15 protein-coding genes are annotated in these 17,565 nt (G+C 46.7%); 14 read left to right on the top strand and 1 reads right to left on the bottom strand.

What is annotated here, in order from left to right:
- The first annotated feature begins 30 nt into the window (after nucleotides 1-30).
- The 3 genes from rbfA (at nucleotide 31) to rpsO (ending at nucleotide 1,820) form a co-directional block, all read left to right on the top strand.
- Nucleotides 31-471, top strand: coding sequence for a 30S ribosome-binding factor RbfA (rbfA, locus tag CBX96_RS13095; protein WP_086903703.1), 441 nt, complete (start codon nucleotides 31-33; stop codon nucleotides 469-471).
- Nucleotides 471-1,424: a tRNA pseudouridine(55) synthase TruB gene (gene truB, locus CBX96_RS13090; RefSeq protein WP_109287006.1), complete on the top strand. Its 954-nt coding sequence runs from the start codon at nucleotides 471-473 to the stop codon at nucleotides 1,422-1,424. The genes rbfA and truB overlap by 1 nt, the downstream gene beginning before the upstream one ends.
- Before the next feature lie 126 nt (nucleotides 1,425-1,550).
- On the top strand, nucleotides 1,551-1,820 hold the full coding sequence (rpsO, locus tag CBX96_RS13085; protein WP_011621820.1) for a 30S ribosomal protein S15: 270 nt from the start codon (nucleotides 1,551-1,553) through the stop codon (nucleotides 1,818-1,820).
- A gap of 86 nt (nucleotides 1,821-1,906) precedes the next feature.
- Here the strand turns inward: rpsO and CBX96_RS13080 are convergent, their stop codons facing one another.
- Complete coding sequence (locus CBX96_RS13080; RefSeq protein WP_109287005.1) at nucleotides 1,907-3,961, bottom strand: bifunctional diguanylate cyclase/phosphodiesterase; 2,055 nt, start codon at nucleotides 3,959-3,961, stop codon at nucleotides 1,907-1,909.
- Between the two features lie 192 nt (nucleotides 3,962-4,153).
- Between CBX96_RS13080 and pnp the strand changes: the two genes are divergently transcribed.
- From pnp to deoD, 11 genes are all read left to right on the top strand, one after another.
- On the top strand, nucleotides 4,154-6,253 hold the full coding sequence (pnp, locus tag CBX96_RS13075) for a polyribonucleotide nucleotidyltransferase (protein ID WP_086903700.1): 2,100 nt from the start codon (nucleotides 4,154-4,156) through the stop codon (nucleotides 6,251-6,253).
- A gap of 191 nt (nucleotides 6,254-6,444) precedes the next feature.
- Entirely contained in the window at nucleotides 6,445-7,347 is a 903-nt protein-coding gene (nlpI, locus tag CBX96_RS13070; protein ID WP_086903699.1) for a lipoprotein NlpI, read from the top strand.
- A 99-nt stretch (nucleotides 7,348-7,446) separates the two neighbouring features.
- On the top strand, nucleotides 7,447-9,027 hold the full coding sequence (gene prfC / locus CBX96_RS13065) for a peptide chain release factor 3 (protein ID WP_011621824.1): 1,581 nt from the start codon (nucleotides 7,447-7,449) through the stop codon (nucleotides 9,025-9,027).
- A 71-nt stretch (nucleotides 9,028-9,098) separates the two neighbouring features.
- On the top strand, nucleotides 9,099-9,278 hold the full coding sequence (locus tag CBX96_RS21730; RefSeq protein ID WP_109287004.1) for a hypothetical protein: 180 nt from the start codon (nucleotides 9,099-9,101) through the stop codon (nucleotides 9,276-9,278).
- Between the two features lie 10 nt (nucleotides 9,279-9,288).
- Nucleotides 9,289-10,053: a TatD family hydrolase gene (locus CBX96_RS13055; RefSeq protein WP_181382205.1), complete on the top strand. Its 765-nt coding sequence runs from the start codon at nucleotides 9,289-9,291 to the stop codon at nucleotides 10,051-10,053.
- Nucleotides 10,054-10,229: 176 nt separating this feature from the next.
- A complete protein-coding gene (locus CBX96_RS13050; protein WP_109287002.1) occupies nucleotides 10,230-11,489 on the top strand; it encodes a NupC/NupG family nucleoside CNT transporter in 1,260 nt (419 codons plus the stop codon).
- A gap of 335 nt (nucleotides 11,490-11,824) precedes the next feature.
- Nucleotides 11,825-12,664 (top strand): outer membrane protein OmpK, encoded by an 840-nt coding sequence (locus CBX96_RS13045; protein WP_086903697.1) that lies wholly within the window; start codon nucleotides 11,825-11,827, stop codon nucleotides 12,662-12,664.
- 413 nt (nucleotides 12,665-13,077) lie between these two features.
- A complete protein-coding gene (deoC, locus tag CBX96_RS13040; RefSeq protein WP_011716152.1) occupies nucleotides 13,078-13,848 on the top strand; it encodes a deoxyribose-phosphate aldolase in 771 nt (256 codons plus the stop codon).
- Between the two features lie 184 nt (nucleotides 13,849-14,032).
- Nucleotides 14,033-15,364, top strand: a complete 1,332-nt coding sequence (gene deoA, locus CBX96_RS13035; protein ID WP_011625502.1) for a thymidine phosphorylase — start codon at nucleotides 14,033-14,035, stop codon at nucleotides 15,362-15,364.
- A gap of 9 nt (nucleotides 15,365-15,373) precedes the next feature.
- On the top strand, nucleotides 15,374-16,588 hold the full coding sequence (locus CBX96_RS13030; protein WP_055647280.1) for a phosphopentomutase: 1,215 nt from the start codon (nucleotides 15,374-15,376) through the stop codon (nucleotides 16,586-16,588).
- Between the two features lie 91 nt (nucleotides 16,589-16,679).
- Nucleotides 16,680-17,390, top strand: coding sequence for a purine-nucleoside phosphorylase (deoD, locus tag CBX96_RS13025; protein ID WP_011621831.1), 711 nt, complete (start codon nucleotides 16,680-16,682; stop codon nucleotides 17,388-17,390).
- Nucleotides 17,391-17,565 lie beyond the last annotated feature (175 nt).

Genomic DNA, 17,565 nt, shown 5'->3' with positions numbered 1-17,565 from the left:
ATTTAATACATTAGCTATGGTAACTCTATTATGGCAAAAGAATTCAGTCGTACACGTCGCATAGCCCAGCAGTTGCAGCAAGAGCTGGCTGTTGTGTTACAACGCGACATGAAAGATCCCCGTATTGGTTTTGTAACCGTTAATGATGTCGATGTGTCCCGCGATTTAAGTTACGCGAAAGTGTTTGTGACTTTCTTCGAAGAAGACAAAGAGCTGGTGCAAGAAAAGCTCAATGCCTTGATTACAGCTGCGCCTTATATCCGTACATTAGTTGCGGGCCGCATGAAGCTGAGAGTCATGCCTGAAATTCGTTTCGTGTATGACAGTTCATTGGTTGAAGGTATGCGTATGTCTAACCTCGTCAGCCAAGTGATCAACAGCGATAAAGCCAAGCAGCAACAGTTTGGTAGCGCTGACGATGTGACTGAGAATGACATCGACGAAGCCGATGACACCGAAGGTAAAGCGTAATGGCGAGACGTTCGAAGGGCCGCTTTATCGACGGTATTGTGTTGTTGGACAAAGCCACTGGCATGAGTTCCAACTTTGCATTACAACGGGTAAAGCGCTTTTTTAATGCCAATAAAGCGGGGCACACGGGCGCACTCGATCCTTTGGCAACGGGTATGCTACCTGTGTGTTTAGGCGAAGCGACTAAGTTTTCGCAGCATTTGCTGGATTCGGATAAGCGTTATCTGGTTACCGCAAAACTGGGACAACGCACAGATACTAGCGACTCTGACGGTGAAGTGGTGCAGACTCGCCCGCTCGAATTTACTGAGGCGCAGTTAATGTCTGCCTTAGAGCATTTTCGTGGCGATACTCAGCAAGTGCCCTCCATGTATTCGGCGCTGAAATACCAAGGCCAGCCTTTGTATAAGTATGCCCGCGAGGGGATTGAAGTGCCGCGCGAGGCGCGCCCAATCACTGTCTTTGAACTGAACTTCATCGGTCTAGAAGGCGATGAGCTGACCTTAGACATTCATTGCTCTAAGGGCACTTATATTCGCACTATCATCGATGATTTAGGTGAGATGCTCGGTTGTGGCGCCCATGTGATTATGCTGCGTCGTACTCAAGTCGCGCATTATCCCTACGACAAAATGGTCACCTTGGAGCAACTCGAAGCCCTAGTCGCTAAGGCGCAGGAAGAGCAGCTTGACCCAAGCAGTTTGCTGGACTCGTTGCTGCTGCCTATGGATACCGCTGTTGCTGACTTTCCCGAGGTTAATGTGCCAGATGCAAGCGCAGCTTACTTAATGCAAGGTCAGGCGGTACGTGTCTCTGGACTCGTTGCAGATAAGTTGGTGCGCATTACGTTGGGCACTGAGCGTCGTTTCGTTGGAATTGGCGAGATGAACGAAGATGGCTTATTGGCGCCTAAGCGCTTAGTTGTGCTCCACGACCAAGCTAAAGCATCTTAATTGATTATCTTGGGTTATTAATCCATCGCATTTATTGCGCGCGCCAAGGATTATGGGTAGAATAGCGCGCCCTCTGGCTGAGTTAGTGATCGGCTAGAGATTCACATTTTATATTTGGAGAGACACATGTCACTAAGTACTGAAGCGAAAGCAAAGATCCTGGCTGAATTTGGCCGTGGCGCAAACGACACTGGTTCAACTGAAGTTCAAGTTGCGCTGTTAACTGCTCAAATCAACCATTTGCAAGATCACTTCAAAGAGCACATCCACGATCACCACTCACGTCGTGGTCTGTTACGCATGGTTAGCGCTCGTCGTAAGTTATTAGCTTACCTGAAGCGTACTGAAGCAGCGCGTTACAATGAGCTGATCCAAAAGTTAGGTTTACGTCGTTAATCACGCGTTTACTGACATAAAAAAGGAGGCTAAGCCTCCTTTTTTATTGCCTTAAATTCAGTATTTTACACTCTATCTTCGGTGCGTTAGGCGCCACGAAATCCATCAATATTGCTAATGGTTGCTGTTTGGTTGGCAATATACAGCGCTTCAAACTCTGCCTGTGGTAACGGCTGGCTAAAATAGAAGCCTTGACCTATTTGGCATTGATTACGCTTGAGCCAATCGAGTTGCTGCTCGTTTTCAATCCCTTCGGCCACAATCGTAAGATTCAATTGTTTACCTAACATCAAAATGGTCGAGGCAATCGCGCTGTCCCCTGGTAAGTCGGACACGAAGCAGCGGTCGATTTTCATGGTCGTGATCGGCAAATGGCGCAGATAAGACAGGGAAGAGTAGCCTGTTCCAAAGTCATCGACGGCAATACCAAATCCGGCCGACTTGAGCTGTTCTAACTTGTTGATCGCAAGCTCAATGTCATTCATCAACGATGTTTCGGTGATTTCAATTTCGAGTAATTCCGGTTGAATTTGGTAACGCAGCGCCATTTGTTTAATGTCCGACACTAAGCTGGCATCGGCAAATTGTTGTGACGCGACATTAATGGCAATCGGTATCGCATAGTTATATTTCTTCTGCCAGTCGCGCAATACGCGGCAGCTCTGCTCGATAACCCAACGTCCAATCGGAATAATAATGCCGGTTTCTTCCGCCACCGGAATAAAGGAGATAGGGCTGATTAAGCGGCCATCCTTTTGCCAACGGATCAGAGCTTCACAAGCGGTGATCTTGCCGGTTTGTAAATCTAATTTGGGCTGAAAGTAGAGCAAAAATTCATTGTTTTTCAATGCGTCATGCAGTGATGCTTCGGTACGGAGTCGCACCGCCGCACGCTCGGTCATCTGTTGTTTGAAGAAGGCCCATTGATTCGATCCTGCGGCCTTTGCGCTGTACATGGCGATATCGGCATGGCGGATAAGATCTTCGGCGCTGTTGCCATCTTCTGGATAGATGGAAATCCCAATCGATGCTGCTGGGTGAATCGCATGTTCATTCAGCTGAATCGGCACGTTGAGCTGCACTAACAGTTTATCGACAAAGTCGGCAGCTTGGTCGGGGGAGTGAACTGAGTCGGCAAGAATCACGAATTCATCGCCGCCTAGGCGTGATACTGACCCTTTATCGCCCACCACGCGTTCCAAAATACGGGCGATGCGGGCGAGGAATTGATCGCCAAGGGCGTGTCCGAGGGAGTCATTGATATTTTTGAAACGGTCTAAGTCGATAAACATCAAAGCAAAACTGCTTTTATGAACCCGTGAGCGCTGGATAGTCACGGCAATGGTTTCGAGTAATAGGGTTCGATTAGGAAGGCCTGTTAATGGGTCTCGGGTAGCCATTTTACGCAGTTTGGATTGGGTTTGACTGAATTGAATAAGGATCTGGTTAAACTTCGATGTCACTAGGCCTAATTCATCATCCTTATGGGCGTTGGACATGGGCAGCAGGTTTTCATCGGGTGAATCGGGGGAAATCTTATCAATGGCTTCGCTGATCCTGGCTATTGGCTGTGTCAAGAAGCGGTGGAATACGACAGACAGCACTAAGGTGAGTAACAGCGCGCGGGCTAAGGTGGCAAAAAAGCTGAAGCGTAACTGGCTAAAGAGGGTGTTGGTCAGCTCCTGCGTGTCGTAAAAAATGGTTAACGTGCCGATAAGCTGCTGTTTTTGAGTGCCTTCAAAGTAAAAGGGTCGATACAAGGGCCGTGAAATTTCTTTTAAGTCATCGAAGAGTTTGTTGCTGAGGCTGATAAAGGTTTGTGAGTTGTTTTTTTTATTATTGCTCACGGAAACAAACATCGAGCCGTCATCGAGTTCAATCACCGCAGAGCCCACATGCTCGACTTTAATCGCCCCCTCTAGGGTTTGCCTCGCCAAATTATCATCTAAAGCCCAGACGGCGTTGGCGGCGGGTTGTTCTACAGAATCGAGTAATTCTTGTTGAGTGGTAGTGAGTTGCTGCTTGGTGGAGACGACGACGAGGGCGATTTCAACAATGAAGATGGCGATAGCGAAAAAAAGCGCTGTAAAAACGACGAGATTTGTTTGTTTCCAAGTTAGGGATTTAAAGCGACCCGTCATTCAACACATCCTTTATTATTGTTTTCGCTATGGGGATCTTGTGACATTAAGTTACAGCATAACTCTTTGTTCGTTTACCCACTTTAGTGAAAAGATAGACCTTTGTCATCATTATCTGCTCTTTATCTATTGTGGATAATTGCAGTATACTTACGCGCGTAATTCAAGGTCATTAATTAAGGAATGGGTCACGTGAATCCAATTGTAAAGAGTTTTGAGTATGGTCAACATACAGTCACCCTGGAAACAGGTGTTATTGCACGTCAAGCAGACGCTGCCGTTTTAGCTAGCATGGGTGACACGACAGTGTTAGTCACTGTTGTTGGTAAAAAAGAAGCTGAAGCAGGCCGTGACTTCTTTCCTCTGACTGTTAACTATCAAGAAAAGACCTACGCAGCAGGTAAAATTCCTGGTGGTTTCTTTAAGCGTGAAGGCCGTCCTTCAGAAGATGAGACATTAATCGCTCGCCTGATCGACCGTCCAATTCGTCCTCTTTTCCCTAATGGCTTCACAAACGAAGTTCAAGTGATCATTACTGTTGTATCTGTCGATCCACAAATCGAGCCGGATATTATTTCAATGATCGGTACTTCGGCTGCGCTTGCTATTTCGGGTATCCCATTCAGCGGCCCATTAGGTGCAGCGCGCGTGGGTTACATCAATGGCGAATACGTACTGAACCCAACAGTGACTCAGTTAGAAAGCAGCCAACTGAACCTAGTTGTTGCCGGTACTGAGAGCGCGGTATTGATGGTTGAGTCAGAAGCTCAAGCATTACCAGAAGAAGTGATGTTAGGCTCAGTGGTTTATGGCCATGACCAACAACAAGTGGTTATCAAAGCGATTGCTGAATTCAAAGCAGAAGCGGGTAAACCAGCTTGGAATTGGACTGCACCAGTTGCCAATGAAGCCTTAGTTGCTCAAGTTAAAGAATTAGCTGAAGACGGTTTAGCGCAAGCGTATCAAATTCAAGTTAAACAAGATCGTTATGCTCAAGTTGCTGTGGTTAAAGCCGCAGCTAAAGAAGCACTGTTGGCTGCAAACCCAGACGTCGATTTACGTGAAGTTGACGGTCTGCTCGGTAGCTTAGAGAAGAAAGTGGTTCGTGGTCGCATCATCCGTGGTGAGCCGCGCATCGACGGTCGTGAGCCAGACATGGTTCGTGCTCTCAGCGTATTAGCAGGCGTATTACCACGTACTCACGGTAGTGCACTGTTTACCCGTGGCGAAACTCAAGCACTGGTAACTTGTACTCTAGGTACTGAGCGTGACGCACAGAAGATTGATAGCATCATGGGCGAGCGTACTAACCGCTTTATGCTGCACTACAACTTCCCTCCTTACTCTGTGGGTGAGACAGGTATGGTGGGTTCACCTAAGCGTCGTGAAATCGGTCACGGTAAATTAGCGTGGCGCGGTATCAACGCAGTAATGCCAACCGCTGAAGAATTCCCATACAGCGTTCGCGTGGTTTCTGAAATCACTGAATCTAACGGTTCAAGCTCTATGGCATCAGTGTGTGGTACGTCTCTTGCTCTGATGGATGCGGGTGTACCCATCAAGACTTCTGTAGCGGGTATCGCTATGGGTCTGGTGAAAGAAGGCGATGACTTCGTTGTTCTGTCTGACATCTTAGGTGACGAAGACCACTTAGGTGACATGGACTTCAAAGTAGCGGGTACCCGTGACGGTGTGACTGCACTGCAGATGGACATCAAGATCGAAGGTATCACCAAAGAAATCATGGAAATTGCACTGCAACAAGCCTACGGCGCACGTGTACATATCCTGAACGTAATGGACCAAGCGATTGGTTCACACCGTGATGATATCTCTGACCACGCTCCACGTATCACAACGATCAAGATCAACCCTGAGAAGATCCGTGATGTTATCGGTAAAGGCGGCGCGGTTATTCGTGCGCTGACCGAAGAAACTGGCACCACTATCGAACTGGAAGATGACGGTACTGTGAAGATTGCTTCGTCGAATGGCGATGCAACCCGTGAAGCCATCCGTCGTATCGAAGAAATCACTTCAGAAGTTGAAGTGGGTCGTATCTACAACGGTAAAGTTATCCGTATCGTAGACTTCGGTGCCTTCGTTAACATTCTGCCAGGCAAAGATGGTTTAGTGCACATTTCGCAAATCAGCGATGAGCGTGTTGCTAACGTCTCTGACCACCTTGAACTGAACCAAGAAGTTACCGTTAAGGTAATGGAAGTGGATCGTCAAGGTCGTGTAAGACTGTCAATCAAAGAAGCACAGACTAAAGAAGCCGCTGCTGAATAATCGTCTTCACTGACATTATCGGCGTCAGTTTCGACATGACGTGACTAAAAGGAGATCAATTGATCTCCTTTTTGTTTGTTTAGGTTTAATAAAATTGCGTTTAATGCTATTCCTCAATAGCAGTCCTGAAGTGGGATTGCTATCATGAACATTCTTCTGCGTGGGTTGGGAATCTAAAAAGGTAGAAATGGATGAGTCTTAAAATTAGAACCGCTGTTGTTGCTGTGCTGGCGGGTGCCAGCTTGATGTTGGCTGGATGTGCGACCACTAAGTCTCCCTTAGACAACCAAAATGACGTTGAAGGCAAGTTAGTCATCGCTCCCGTGATGCCAGACTATAAAGTTGAAGTCACCCTTGCCAAGCTGAATGAAATATTATCGGCGGTTGAGCTAACCAACGAGCAGCGCGCACGTTTTCATTACGACCGTGGCGTGATTTACGACAGCGTCGGTTTACGCTTAATGGCGCGTATCGATTTTATGCAGGCGCTTAAACTGCAACCCGACTTAGCCGATGCCTATAATTTCCTTGGTATTTATTACACTCAAGAGGGTGAATACGATAGCGCTTATGAAGCGTTTGATGGGGTATTAGAGCTGTCTCCAAACTATGATTATGCCTACTTGAATCGCGGCATTGCGCTTTATTATGGCGATCGGAACGATCTCGCCTTAAAAGATATGCAGGCGTTTTACGCCGGCGACAATAAAGACGGCTACCGCGCCCTGTGGTTATATCTCATCCAGTCAAAGGATAACGCTGAGGAAGCTAAACGTCAGTTACAGGAGCACCGAAAGGGACTGGAAGCCGATGCCTGGTCAACCGTGATTGTTGATTATTACCTAGGCGTTAAGAGCCGCGAGCAGGTTTTTGCCGATGCCAAATTAGGCCTGACCCATCCCAAAGAATATGCTGAGCGTCTCTGTGAAGCGTATTTCTATCTCGCGAAAATCGAAATCGCCAAGAATCAATACCAAGAGGCGGCGAATTATTTCCGCCTTGCCCTCGCGACCAATATCTATGACTTTGTTGAGCACAGATACGCGCGAATTGAGCTAGCCAAAGTTAAAGGTTTGCTCGAAGGCACAAAATAAGCCATATCGCCCGAGACACATCTTGGGCTTTACCTAGCCAAGTTCGCACTGAGGCGCTATAATTTGCGCCTTTTTTAGCGATACGAGTGCATAGGTTAAATGTCAGACAATAAAGTAGAGGTCGATAAACGTCGCACCTTCGCGATTATATCGCACCCCGACGCGGGTAAAACCACCATTACCGAAAAAGTGCTGTTATTCGGAAACGCGCTGCAGAAAGCGGGTACCGTTAAGGGCAAAAAATCGGGTCAGCATGCTAAGTCTGACTGGATGGAAATGGAAAAAGACCGTGGTATTTCGATTACTACGTCTGTCATGCAGTTCCCCTATGGTGGCGCGCTCGTTAACCTACTCGACACTCCCGGCCACGAAGACTTCTCGGAAGATACTTACCGCACCTTGACGGCGGTTGACTCTTGCTTGATGGTTATCGACTCGGCAAAAGGCGTAGAGGATCGTACCATCAAATTGATGGAAGTCACGCGTCTTCGTGATACGCCTATCGTCACCTTTATGAACAAACTCGACCGTGATATTCGCGATCCCATCGAACTGATGGATGAGGTTGAAGATGTTCTCAATATCGCCTGTGCGCCTATCACTTGGCCTATTGGTAGCGGTAAAGAGTTCAAAGGTGTTTACCATATTCTGCGTGATGAAGTGGTACTGTACCAGAGCGGTATGGGACACACGATTCAAGAGCGCCGCGTGATTGAAGGCATCGATAACCCTGAGCTGGATAAAGCGATTGGTAGTTATGCTGCTGATTTACGTGATGAAATGGAGCTGGTTCGCGGTGCATCGAATGAATTTGATCATCAAGCCTTCTTAAAGGGTGAGCTTACGCCAGTCTTCTTCGGTACCGCTTTGGGTAACTTCGGTGTTGATCATATCCTCGATGGTATTGTGGAGTGGGCGCCAAAGCCGTTGCCTCGTGAAAGCGATGCGCGGATGATCATGCCTGACGAAGAAAAATTCACCGGTTTTGTGTTTAAAATCCAAGCTAACATGGATCCTAAACACCGTGACCGCGTTGCCTTTATGCGCGTTTGCTCTGGTCGTTATGAGCAAGGCATGAAGATGCACCATGTGCGCATTGGTAAAGATGTTAACGTCAGCGATGCCTTGACCTTTATGGCGGGTGACCGTGAACGCGCTGAAGTGGCATATCCTGGTGATATTATTGGTTTACATAACCATGGGACCATTCGTATCGGTGATACCTTCACCCAAGGTGAAAAGTTCCGCTTTACTGGTGTACCTAACTTCGCACCTGAAATGTTCCGCCGTATTCGTCTGCGCGATCCACTCAAGCAAAAACAATTGCTTAAGGGCCTAGTACAATTGTCTGAAGAAGGCGCCGTACAGGTGTTCCGTCCATTAGATACCAACGATCTAATCGTCGGCGCCGTGGGTGTGCTGCAGTTTGAAGTGGTTGTCGGCCGCTTAAAGAGCGAGTACAACGTTGAAGCGATTTACGAAGGTATTAGCGTTTCAACGGCACGCTGGGTTTATTGTAAAGATGAGCGTAAGCTAGAAGAGTTCCGCCGTAAGTGCAGCCAAAACTTGGCGCTCGATGGTGGCGATAACTTAACTTATATTGCGCCAACTATGGTTAACTTAAATCTTTCGATGGAAAGATACCCTGATATCGAGTTCGCTAAAACGCGCGAACACTAACAGGTAAGTAACCTAGGGTAAAAGGCGGTGATTCACCGCCTTTTTTGTATCTACAATTTGTGGGATGACTCATGATTCATTGGATAACTCGGGCGTGGCGTGCCTATATTCGTTGGTGTGACAAGATGGGGCTGAAGCCAGAGAATCGCCGTTGTTGTATGCCTCGATTGGAGGACCCGCCATTAGCCCGCAACAAGCCGAATTGCCAAGAAAAGGCGCCTGCACCCCAAGGAGAAACAAAATCGGAGTAACAGATTGATGATGCTAGATACCCACGCACACCTCGATTTCGCAGAGTTTGATAGTGACCGCGAACAGGTCGTGCAGCGTATGCGACAAGCGGGCATCGATAATCTGATTATTCCGGGAGTTTCCCCGCTGCATTGGGAAAAGCAGTTGGCGATTGCAGAGCAATATCAATGTTATTTTGCCTTAGGTATCCATCCTTGGTTTTGCCCCGAAGATGTTGATAAGGCTATTTCTGCATTAACATTTCAAGTTTCTCAGTTACGAGAATGTCCCCGTTTTGTTGCTATTGGTGAATGCGGATTAGACAAACTTTATGCTGATAATTGGAGTAAACAGTTAGCATTTTTCGATGCGCAGCTTACTCTCGCCAATGAGCTGAACTTGCCCGTTATCGTCCATGCAGTCAAAGCTCATCAAGAGGTATTGTCCCATTTAAAGCGCTACAAACTCCCAAAAGGTGGCGTAATACACGCCTTTTCTGGCAGTCCCGATATAGCTGCTGAATATATTAAGTTGGGTTTTAAGCTAGGTATTGGGGGCTTAGTGATGAATCCCAATGCGAAAAAACTGCTCAAAACCGTCAGCGAATTGCCCCTAGACAGCTTCCTACTTGAGACTGATTCTCCTGCCATGACCCCGCAAAATGTTACAGAAAAACGGAATCAACCCGCTAACGCTGTACTTTTTATAGACAAAATTGCAACTTTGCAAAAAAAATCTAGTGTTCTAATATCAGAACACTTGGTGTTGAATGCAATGCAACTGTTTGACCTTTAGTTGTTTTTGGTTAAACAGGTGTAGGTCGCAATAGCATTTTGCTCTAAGCGGTTGAAATTAAACTCCAAAATTTTGATCAAAACGACGATTTTCGACTTTCTCTCGGGTATAATCTGACTCGGAAATAGGTTGATTAACAACATAATTAAAAAGTGTTAACAATAGGGTGATGGTTAATGAATATATTGATGAGCTTAGTAGGGGTGGTCGTCCTACTTGCGATAGGTTTCCTCCTATCGAATAACAAAAAAGCAATTAACTTACGTACTGTGGGTGGTGCATTAGCCATCCAGGCCGCCTTCGGTGGTTTTGTACTGTGGGTTCCAGTTGGTAAAGACGTTCTAAAATATGTGTCTGATAAAGTATCCATTGTAATTAGTTACGCACAAAACGGTATTGGCTTCCTGTTCGGTGATTTAGCTAACTTCAAACTTGGCTTTATCTTCGCGGTAAACGTGTTGCCAGTTATCGTGTTCTTCTCTTCTCTGATCGCCGTTCTGTACTACTTAGGCATCATGCAGTGGATCATCCGTATCATCGGTGGTGGTCTGCAAAAAGCATTAGGCACAAGCCGTACTGAATCTATGTCAGCGACTGCTAACATCTTCGTTGGTCAAACTGAAGCGCCGTTAGTGGTTCGTCCATTCATCCCAACTATGACTCAATCAGAACTGTTTGCGATCATGGTGGGTGGTTTAGCTTCTATCGCAGGTTCAGTACTTGCTGGTTACGCGCAAATGGGCGTGCCTATTGAGTACTTAGTTGCTGCGTCATTCATGGCGGCACCAGGTGGTCTATTAATGGCTAAACTGATGCACCCAGAGACTGAAGTTGCTAAAAACGATATGGATGAATTACCAGAAGATCCTGATAAGCCAGCTAACGTATTAGACGCTGCTGCTGCGGGTGCTTCATCTGGTATGCACTTAGCATTAAACGTAGGTGCAATGCTGTTAGCCTTCGTTGGTTTGATCGCAATGATCAACGGCATGATCGGTGGTGTAGGTGGTTGGTTTGGTGTTGAAGGTTTAACACTGGAGCTGATCCTTGGTTACATCTTCATGCCTTTAGCTTTCTTAATCGGTGTACCTTGGAACGAAGCACTGGTTGCTGGTTCTTTCATCGGTCAGAAGATCGTTGTTAACGAATTCGTTGCTTACCTGAACTTTGCTCCATACCTAAAAGACATCGCTGATGGCGGTATGGTTGTCGCTGAAACTGGTTTAGCAATGACTGACAGAACCAAAGCGATTGTTTCGTTTGCTCTGTGTGGTTTCGCTAACTTGTCTTCTATTGCGATTCTGCTAGGTGGTTTAGGTGCTATGGCTCCTAACCGTCGTCACGATTTAGCGAAGTTAGGTATCCGTGCAGTTATCGCCGGTTCTTTAGCTAACTTAATGAGTGCAACAATTGCAGGTCTGTTCTTAGCTATCTAAGCATAGACGTGTAGGGGAGACGCTCCCCACTAACTGGGTCCTGACCATGCAGGGCGGGACCTAAGTTAATTCAACCATTTTCCAGTAGTGAATATTTCCCGATTGTATAGGCCAGATTACAACTAGACTTTAGCTGTGATGCTGTCTTAACGGTCGTGACGTACGGTTAAGTTAATTAGTCGTAAACAATAAGTCGCGACTTTGTTCACAATTAAGAATTTTGTGTTCGTGATTTTACGCCAGATTATTGAGATTTTTTTTAATCGAGGTAGAATGCGAGCGCCACAAAAAGAACGCTACCCTTGACGGTAGCAAACAAAATAATGGGGTTGATGATGAAAAACGTTAAAACTTTAGCTTTAGCTGCTACAGCAGTAGCTGCAATGTCTGGTAACGCATTTGCTGCAGACCGTTCAGACCTTCACGGTTCTGACTACAAGTGGATGCAGTTCAACGCTATGTACTCTATCGGCGAAAAGCCTGATAACCCAGCTACTGGCGACCAACACAACTATTTAGAAATGGAATTCGGCGGCCGTTCAGGTATTTTCGATCTGTATGGTTATGTTGACGTATTCAACTTAGCAAACCAATCAAGCAGCAACGGTGACAAGAACCCAGGTTCAGGCACCAGCAAACTGTTCATGAAATTTGCTCCACGTGTTTCTATCGATGCATTAACTGGTAAAGATTTATCTTTCGGTCCAGTACAAGAAGTTTACTTCTCTACTCTGTTCAACTGGGACGGTCTGAACGGTGAAGGCGTTAACTCTACTTTCTGGGGTGTTGGTGCTGACGTAAACGTGCCTTGGTTAGGCAAAACAGGTATGAACCTGTACGGTTACTACGACATGAACGCGAAAGAGTGGAACGGTTACCAATTCTCTGCTAACTGGTTCAAGCCTTTCTACTTCTTCGACAACAAGAGCTTCCTGTCATTCCAAGGTTACATCGATTACCAATTCGGTGCTGACGAAGACAAGACTGCTTTCGTACCAAAAACCTCTAACGGTGGTAACATCTTCTTCGGTCTATACTGGCACTCAGATCGTTACGCTCTGGGCTATGGCCTGAAAGGCTTCAAAGACGTTTACCTGTTAGAAGACGGTGCTGGTGCACTGGCTCTAGAATCAACAGGTTGGTCTCACTACCTGTCAGCTACTTACAAGTTCTAATTTCTTGTAAGAGCCGTTGGAGCCGCGATGGCGGCTCCATCTTTTATGTGTCATGAATCTTTATCTAAACCCATTTATAATTTGAGCAGTGCGTTTATATAAAGGTTTGTGTTTTTCTCGCGCTAAAACGGATTTTTCGCGGAAAAGTAGGAACAAGACATTATTCGTATCCTCTCTTCCGGTCTTCAAGGATTCAAGTCGTGATCACTTATAGTTCATTTAAGTGTCAGGATGCGTATGTGTTATGCATAGGCAAGATTGAATACCTAATAAAAATGTAATTTGCCCTACACAAATTACTCGGCATCGCCTGAAGGCCCGGCCATATAAAAATAATCAAAATAATGCCAGCTCTGAGCGTTGCGTATAAGCGACTGATTTCTATTTATTTGTTTTTATTTTGGAGAGCTATTATGACTGATTTAAAAAAAGCAGCACAACGCGCCATCGAACTTATGGATTTAACCACCTTAAACGATGACGACACCGATCAGAAAGTGATCGACCTGTGTCACAAAGCCGTGACGCCAGCGGGTAATACTGCTGCCATCTGTATCTACCCTCGCTTCATTCCTATCGCACGTAAGACCCTCGATGAGCTAGGCGCAGAAGACATTCAAATCGCGACAGTAACCAACTTCCCACACGGTAACGATGATATTGCTATTGCAGTATTAGAAACCCGTGCCGCCGTTGCCTATGGTGCCGATGAAGTCGACGTGGTATTCCCTTACCGCGCGCTGATGGAAGGTAACGAAAGTGTCGGTTACGAGTTAGTCAAAGCCTGTAAAGAGGCCTGTGGCGATGTATTACTGAAAGTGATCATCGAATCTGGTGTATTAGCCGATCCTGCGCTTATCCGCCGAGCCTCTGAATTGTCTATCGATGCGGGTGCTGATTTCATCAAGACCTCTACCGGTAAAGTTCCTGTCAACGCGACCCTTGAAGCGGCCGAAATCATGCTGACTGTGATCAGTGAAAAGAACACCAAAGTGGGCTTTAAGCCTGCTGGCGGCGTACGTGATGCTGCTCAAGCTGCAGAGTTTTTAGGTGTGGCTGAGCGTATTCTCGGTGCGGATTGGGTCTCTCCACGTACCTTTAGATTTGGTGCTTCAAGCTTACTCAACAGCTTGTTACACACATTAGAATTAGCCGATGCGCCTAAGCCGACTCAAGGCTATTAATCGAACATTGGATCTCGATTAATACCAAAATCGTATATCGAAACTAATTAAGTGTGACCTAAATCTAGTTGGAAACATCAAAACTTCGATAGCATGTAATTGTAATATTGCTACAGTTTTGATGTTTCATTGCAAAGCTAAATAACGGATATGTTGTATTAGTATTTAGCTTGGAGGCAGTATCATGTTTCTAGCTCAGGAAATTATACGTAAGAAACGCAATGGGTTAGCCTTAAGCACCGAAGAGATCCAGTTCTTCGTTAAGGGCATAACCACTAATGCAGTGTCGGAAGGTCAGATCGCCGCACTAGGCATGGCTGTGTATTTTAATGACATGAATATGGATGAAAGAATCGCTTTGACCACGGCAATGCGCGATTCTGGCACTGTACTCAATTGGCAATCACTTGGTCTTAATGGCCCAGTCATCGATAAACACAGTACGGGTGGTGTCGGTGATGTGATTAGTCTCATGCTCGGCCCCATGGCTGCCGCTTGCGGTGGTTATGTGCCGATGATTTCGGGTCGCGGACTCGGACACACAGGCGGCACGCTCGATAAGTTCGACGCTATTCCCGGTTATCAAACCGAACCTTCGAGTGAATTGTTCCGCAAAGTGGTTAAAGACGTTGGTGTGGCGATTATCGGCCAAACTGGCGATCTGGTTCCCGCCGATAAACGTTTCTACTCCATCCGTGACAACACTGCGACCGTCGAATCCATCTCCCTCATTACTGCCTCTATTCTCTCTAAGAAATTAGCTTGTAGTCTCGATGCATTGGCGATGGATGTTAAAGTCGGTAGCGGCGCATTTATGCCAACTTACGAAGCCTCTGAAGAGCTTGCTCGCAGCATTGCGGCGGTAGCCAATGGCGCAGGTACTAAAACGACGGCCTTACTCACCGACATGAACCAAGTATTAGCCTCATGTGCGGGTAATGCGGTTGAAGTGAAAGAAGCCATCGACTTCTTAACTGGTGCTTACCGTAATCCTCGTCTGTACGCTGTGACTATGGGTCTTTGTGCCGAGATGTTACTCCTAGGTGGCCTCGCCACCGATGAAGCGGATGCCCGTGCCAAGTTAAACCGCGTATTAGATAACGGCCGCGCTGCCGAGATCTTTGGCAAGATGGTTTCAGGCCTCGGTGGCCCAGTCGATTTTGTCGAAAACTACAGTAAGTACTTACCGCAATCACAAATTATTCGCCCAGTCTTTGCGGATACCCAAGGCTATGCCCACAGCATGGACACCCGTGAACTCGGTTTGGCCGTGGTTACCTTAGGTGGTGGTCGTCGCAAGCCTGGTGATGCACTCGACTACAGTGTTGGTTTGACGCAAGTCTGTGCCCTTGGCGATAAGATTGATGCTTCAACGCCGATTGCCGTGATCCACGCGCAATCTGAAGATGCCTTTGCTCAGGCGGAAGAAGCCGTGAAAAAAGCGATTCGTATTGATGAAGTCGCTCCAGAAAAAACACCTGAGATCTATGCTTATATCCGAGCTGCGGATCTTTAAGGAAGAATTATGAAACGTACAGTTATAATGATGTTGGATTCCTTTGGCGTGGGCGCCGCTGGCGATGCCGCCAAGTTTGGGGATCTAGGTTCTGATACTTTTGGTCATATCGCTAAAGCGTGTGCTGAAGGTAAAGCCGATATCGGCCGTGAAGGTCCGTTAACGCTGCCAAACTTGGCGCGTTTAGGTTTGGCCCATGCCGCGATGGAAAGCACGGGAGCGTTTGCTCCAGGCTTTGCGGACAATGTTGAGCTGATTGGTGCCTATGGCCACGCTCAGGAGTTAAGTTCGGGTAAAGATACCCCGAGCGGCCACTGGGAAATGGCGGGTGTGCCCGTATTATTTGACTGGGGCTATTTCAGCGAGCATCAAAACTCGTTCCCTAAAGAGCTGACAGATAAGATTCTCGCCCGTGCCGGACTCGATGGCTTTTTAGGTAACTGCCATGCTTCTGGTACCACGATTCTGGAAGAATTAGGCGAAGAGCACATGCGTTCAGGCAAGCCGATTTTTTACACTTCGGCGGATTCGGTATTCCAGATTGCCTGCCATGAAGGCACATTTGGTTTAGAAAACTTATATCGTCTTTGCGAAATCGCCCGTGAAGAGTTAGAGCCTTACAACATTGGTCGCGTGATTGCGCGTCCATTCGATGGCACAGGCCCAAGCGACTTTGCTCGTACTGGTAACCGTAAGGATTACTCCCTCGAGCCGCCAGCGAAGACAGTTTTAGATAAGTTAAAAGCCGCGGGTGGTGAAGTCGTGAGTGTGGGCAAGATTGCCGATATTTACGCTTACTGCGGCATCACCAAAAAGGTGAAGGCAAACGGTTTAGAAGCGCTATTTGATGCGACTTTAGCCGAAGTGAAATCAGCGGGTGAAAATACTATTGTATTCACTAACTTTGTTGATTTTGACTCCCACTATGGTCACCGCCGTGATGTGGCAGGTTATGCGAAAGGGCTGGAGTATTTCGACTCGCGTTTACCTGAAATGCTTGCGCTGCTGGATGAGGACGATCTGTTAATCCTCACCGCTGACCATGGTTGCGACCCAACATGGCAAGGTACTGACCATACCCGTGAATATGTGCCTGTATTGGCCTATGGCGCAGGGCTGAAAGCGGGTTCACTCGGTCGCCGTAACAGTTTTGCCGATATCGGCCAATCTATCGCGAGCTACTTCAAGCTTGAGCCGATGGAATACGGTGAGTCGTTTATCTAAGTAAACGTGCAAGATCTCGATTTGGCGGCCAACATTGGGCCGCCAGTAAACAAAGACTTAAGTCTTAATAAAATAAACAGGGGTTATTTCGATGGCAACACCACACATTAATGCTGTAGAGGGCGCATTCGCTGAGACAGTTCTGTTTCCTGGCGATCCATTACGTGCAAAATATATTGCTGAAACATTCTTAGAAAATGTTGAGCAAGTGACTGACGTTCGAAACATGCTAGGTTTTACCGGTACGTACAAAGGTAAACGTATTTCTGTTATGGGTTCAGGCATGGGTATTCCTTCATGCTCAATCTATGCAACTGAATTAATTAAAGACTACGGCGTTAAGAATCTGATCCGCGTGGGTACTTGTGGCGCGATCAGCACTGACGTTAAAGTGCGCGATGTGATCATCGGCATGGGTGCTTGTACCGATTCGCAAGTTAACCGTTTACGTTTCAAAGGCCAAGATTTCGCTGCTATCGCGAACTACGAGCTGATGAATGCCGTGATTGAATCTGCCAAAGTGAAAGGCACTAAGATCCGTGTTGGTAACGTTTTCTCTGCCGACCTGTTCTACACTCCTGATCCACAAATGTTTGACGTGATGGAAAAAATGGGCGTGTTAGGCGTAGAGATGGAAGCCGCTGGTTTATACGGTGTTGCCCATGAGTTCGGTGCCCGTGCACTGTGTGTGGTAACTGTATCTGACCATATCCGTACTGGCGAAAAAACCACTTCTGATGAGCGTCAAACCACGTTCAACGATATGATCGTGATGACATTAGACGCAGCAATTACGCTGTAATGTGTCGCTAATTTCGTTATAAGAAAAGGGTTCGCACTGCGAACCCTTTTTATTTTTAGCCCAAAACCACCTACTTCAGTAGGTGGTTATCATCATTTGAGGCTTTGCCTGTATACCTACCCATGTTAAATGCATCTTTGATTTTTAGCGAAGTCAAAAGAGGCAAATAACATGA

The organism is Shewanella sp. BC20, assembly GCF_003129585.1.
GTDB classification, from domain to species: Bacteria; Pseudomonadota; Gammaproteobacteria; order Enterobacterales; family Shewanellaceae; genus Shewanella; species Shewanella seohaensis.
The sequence above is the reverse complement of the archived record's forward strand: the minus strand, read 5'-3'. Positions and strand labels throughout refer to the sequence as shown.

Bases quoted from the DNA above. Each gene is read 5' to 3' on its own strand.
- rbfA (WP_086903703.1), top strand. From the start codon at position 31: ATGGCAAAAGAATTCAGTCGTACACGTCGCATAGCCCAGCAGTTGCAG.
- truB (WP_109287006.1), top strand. From the start codon at position 471: ATGGCGAGACGTTCGAAGGGCCGCTTTATCGACGGTATTGTGTTGTTG.
- rpsO (WP_011621820.1), top strand. From the start codon at position 1,551: ATGTCACTAAGTACTGAAGCGAAAGCAAAGATCCTGGCTGAATTTGGC.
- CBX96_RS13080 (WP_109287005.1), bottom strand. From the start codon at position 3,961: ATGACGGGTCGCTTTAAATCCCTAACTTGGAAACAAACAAATCTCGTC.
- nlpI (WP_086903699.1), top strand. From the start codon at position 6,445: ATGAGTCTTAAAATTAGAACCGCTGTTGTTGCTGTGCTGGCGGGTGCC.
- prfC (WP_011621824.1), top strand. From the start codon at position 7,447: ATGTCAGACAATAAAGTAGAGGTCGATAAACGTCGCACCTTCGCGATT.
- CBX96_RS21730 (WP_109287004.1), top strand. From the start codon at position 9,099: ATGATTCATTGGATAACTCGGGCGTGGCGTGCCTATATTCGTTGGTGT.
- CBX96_RS13055 (WP_181382205.1), top strand. From the start codon at position 9,289: ATGCTAGATACCCACGCACACCTCGATTTCGCAGAGTTTGATAGTGAC.
- CBX96_RS13050 (WP_109287002.1), top strand. From the start codon at position 10,230: ATGAATATATTGATGAGCTTAGTAGGGGTGGTCGTCCTACTTGCGATA.
- CBX96_RS13045 (WP_086903697.1), top strand. From the start codon at position 11,825: ATGAAAAACGTTAAAACTTTAGCTTTAGCTGCTACAGCAGTAGCTGCA.
- deoC (WP_011716152.1), top strand. From the start codon at position 13,078: ATGACTGATTTAAAAAAAGCAGCACAACGCGCCATCGAACTTATGGAT.
- deoA (WP_011625502.1), top strand. From the start codon at position 14,033: ATGTTTCTAGCTCAGGAAATTATACGTAAGAAACGCAATGGGTTAGCC.
- CBX96_RS13030 (WP_055647280.1), top strand. From the start codon at position 15,374: ATGAAACGTACAGTTATAATGATGTTGGATTCCTTTGGCGTGGGCGCC.
- deoD (WP_011621831.1), top strand. From the start codon at position 16,680: ATGGCAACACCACACATTAATGCTGTAGAGGGCGCATTCGCTGAGACA.